This is a genomic window from Streptomyces sp. DSM 15324 (assembly GCF_001514285.1).
GTDB lineage: Bacteria > Actinomycetota > Actinomycetes > Streptomycetales > Streptomycetaceae > Streptomyces.
In genome coordinates this window covers 3,441-7,251 of record NZ_KQ949054.1, presented here as the reverse complement: position 1 = coordinate 7,251, position 3,811 = coordinate 3,441, and the positions used below count along the sequence as shown (strand labels likewise).

Genomic DNA, 3,811 nt, shown 5'->3' with positions numbered 1-3,811 from the left:
TGCCGCGGGTGTCGCGGGTGTGATCAAGATGGTGCTGGCGATGCAGCACGGTGTACTGCCGCGCACGCTGCATGTGGACGAGCCGTCCTCGCACGTGGACTGGTCGGCCGGTGCGGTGGAGCTGCTGACGCAGGAGCAGGAGTGGACCGGCGGGGACGGCCGGCCGCGCCGTGCCGCCGTCTCCGCCTTCGGCGTGAGCGGCACCAACGCCCACGCCATCCTGGAGGAGGCACCTGCGGAGGAAGCTCCCGAGAACGCGGAAACGCCCGCCGACGGTGACACCGCAGCCGCCGCCTCCCCCTCGCTGACGCACCGGGCCCCCCGCGTGCTGCCCTGGGTCCTGTCCGCCCGCACCCCCGAAGCCCTGCCCGTCCAGGCCACCCGTCTCCTCGCGCACCTGAGGGAACACCCCGGGGCCGAGCCCCTCGACATCGCCTGGTCGCTCGCCGCGCACCGATCGGCACTGCCGTACCGGGCCGCCGTCATCGGTTCCGACCACGCCCGACTCGTCGAGACGCTCACCACCTTCGCCGCCGGTGACCGAACCGAGGGCATCGTCACCGGCACCGCCCAGCCGGACGGCCGTACGGCCTTCCTCTTCGCGGGGCAGGGCTCCCAGCGGCTCGGCATGGGGCGCGAGCTCTACGACGAGTTCCCGGTGTTCGCGGAGGCCTTCGACGCGGTCGACGCGGAGCTGCCGTTCGGTCTGCGGGAGGTCGTGTTCGGTGCGGACACGGAGCTTCTGAATCGTACGGAGTATGCGCAGCCCGCGCTGTTCGCGCTGGAGGTGGCGCTGTTCCGGCTGCTGGAGTCGTGGGGTGTGCGGCCGGATGTGCTGGCCGGTCACTCGATCGGTGAGATCGCGGCGGCGCATGTGGCGGGGGTGTGGTCCCTGGCGGACGCGTGCCGTCTGGTGGTGGCGCGCGGTCGGCTGATGCAGGCGCTGCCTGAGGGCGGTGCGATGGTGGCGGTGCAGGCCTCCGAGGAGGAGGTGCTGCCGCTGCTGGGTGACGAGGTGGGTGTCGCGGCGGTCAACGGTCCGCAGGCGGTGGTGGTTTCGGGTGGGGCCGGGGCGGTCGAGGAGATCGCGGGGCACTTCCGTGGCCAGGGCCGCAAGGTCACGGCGCTGCGGGTGAGCCATGCCTTCCACTCGCCGTTGATGGAGCCGATGCTCGACGACTTCCGCGCGGTCGCCGAGGGCCTGTCCTACGCGGAGCCGAAGCTGCCGATCGTCTCCAGTCTCACGGGCGCGGTCGCCTCCGCGGAGGAGCTGTGCTCCGCGGACCACTGGGTGCGGCATGTCCGTCAGGCGGTCCGGTTCGCCGACGCGGTGGGCGTGCTCGCCGAGCGGGGCACGACCCGCTACCTGGAAGTCGGCCCCGACGGCACCCTCACCGCCCTCGCCCAGGGCTGCCTGGACGTGCTCGCCGCCGGAGACACCGGTGGCGTCCTGTTCACCCCCCTCCTGCGCAAGGACCGGGACGGGACCGCCGACGTGGTCACGGCCCTCGCCCGACTGCACGCCCACGGCGCCACGGTGGCCTGGGACGCCGTCCTGCCCGGTGGCAGCCGGGTGGAACTGCCCACGTACGCCTTCCAGCACCAGCGGTACTGGCTGGCCGACCAGGGCCGCCCGGCCGCGGGCAGCGGCGTCGAAGGCGAACAGCGCACCGGGGGCGCCGCCGAGACGGAGTTCTGGAACGCCGTCGAGCGGGGTGACCTCGGTTCCCTCGCCGACTCGCTGGGCCTCGCCGAGGAGTCCCTGAACGGACTCGTCCCGGCGCTGTCGTCCTGGCGGCGCCGCCGCCAGGAACGCTCGCGCGCGGACGGGTGGTTCTACCGAGCGCACTGGAAGCCGCTCGAGCCGTCGACCACCACCCCGCTCGCCGGCCGCTGGCTGGTCCTGCGGTCCGCAGGCACGGGACAGGACACCGGCACCGACGCCATCACGGCGGAACTCGCCGCGCGCGGCGCCGACCTCGTCGTGATCGACCTCCCCGCCGCGTCCGACCGTGCCTCCGTGGCAGCGCAGTTGGAGTCGGCCGCAGCCGACGGAGCCTCCGGGATCGTCGTCGACACCGGCGTCGGCACGGACGCCGCAGAGGTGTGCGGCCTGGTGGCAACGGTGGTGCAGGCGGTCGGTGACGCGGGTGCGGGCGGCCGGGTGTGGGTGCTGACGCGTCGCGCTGTGTCGGTGGGCCGTTCGGACGGTCCGGCCGATCCGGTGCAGGGTGCGGTGTGGGGTCTGGGCCGGGTGGCGGCGTTTGAGTATCCGGATCGGTGGGGTGGTCTGATCGACCTGCCCGAGGTCCTGGACCGCCGCGCGGCCAACCGGTTCGCCGCGGTCCTCGCCGGCGGCCTCGCCGACGAGGACCAGGTGGCGGTGCGGGCGTCGGGTGTGTTCGGGCGCCGGCTTGAGCGGATGCCGGCTGGTGGTGCCGGTGCTGGTGGTGCTGCCGGTGGGGAGTCGGTGTGGTCTCCGCGGGGGACGGTGTTGGTGACGGGTGGTACGGGTGCGTTGGGTGCGCGGGTGGCGCGGTGGGTGGCGGCGGAGGGTGCCGAGCATGTGGTGTTGATGAGTCGTCGGGGTGTGGAGGCTCCGGGTGCGGTGGAGTTGCGTGAGGAGCTCACCGCTGCTGGTGTGCGAGTGTCGGTCGTGGCGTGTGATGCGTCGGACCGGGAGGCGTTGGCGGGGGTGTTGGCGGAGTATCCGGTGGATGCGGTGGTGCATACGGCGGGTGTGCTGGACGACGGTGTGATCGACGCGTTGACGCCGGAGCGGTTCGCGACGGTGTTGCGGGCGAAGGCGCTGGGCGCGTTGCACCTGGACGAACTGACCCGTGACCGCGACCTCGACGCCTTCGTCCTGTTCTCGTCCTTCGCGGGAAGCATCGGAGCGGCGGGCCAGGGCAACTACGCGGCGGCCAACGCCTTCCTCGACACGCTCGCCGAGCGACGCCGGGCGGCCGGGCTGCCCGCGACCTCGATCGCCTGGGGGCCGTGGGCCGACGGCGGCATGGCCGACGAGACCCACTCCGCCGCGCGGATGCGCCGGGGCGGTGTCCTCCCCCTGGACGCCGAGGCCGCCACGAACGTGCTCGCCCGCGCGGTCGCGTCCGACACGCCCGCCGTCGTCGTCGCGGACCTCGACTGGGCGGAGTTCGCGCCCGCCCTCACTCTGACCCGACCGAACCCGCTGGTCGCCTCGCTGCCCGAGGCGCACGCCGCCCTGGAAGCCGCCGCCACCGAGACCGGGAGCACCGGCATCGGCGACCGGGCCGGGCTGCTCGGCCGGCTGGTGGGCCTCACCCGCACCGAACAGGACCGCGTCCTGCTGGAGACGGTGCAGTCGTGCGCCGCCGCCGTGCTCGGTTACGCGGGGGCGGCCGCCGTCCCGGCCGAGCGTGCCTTCCGTGACCTGGGTGTCGACTCCCTCACCGCGGTCGAACTCCGCAACGGCCTCTCCGCCCTCACGGGCGTCACCGGCCTGACCGCGACGGTCGTGTTCGACTATCCGACGCCGCTCGCCCTCGCACGGCACGTGCGGGAGCGCCTGCTGGGTGACGCGCCCGGTGCGGAGGCCGTCGTCCCGGTGGTGGGGGGTGCGGTCGTCGCCGAGGATCCGGTGGTGATCGTCGGGATGGCGTGCCGGTTCCCGGGTGGGGTGCGGGATCCGGAGGGGCTGTGGAGGCTGCTGTCCGAGGGCGCCGACACCGTCGGCCCGTTCCCGGCCGACCGGGGCTGGGACCTGGCCACCTTGTACGACCCCGAGGGTGAGCGCCCCGGAACCACGCTGGTCGATGTGGGTGCC

1 protein-coding gene is annotated in these 3,811 nt (G+C 73.9%); it reads left to right on the top strand.

What is annotated here, in order from left to right; genetic code table 11:
* Positions 1–3,811: type I polyketide synthase (locus tag AQJ58_RS40035; RefSeq protein ID WP_159056424.1), on the top strand; the 3,811-nt coding region annotated here is incomplete at both ends.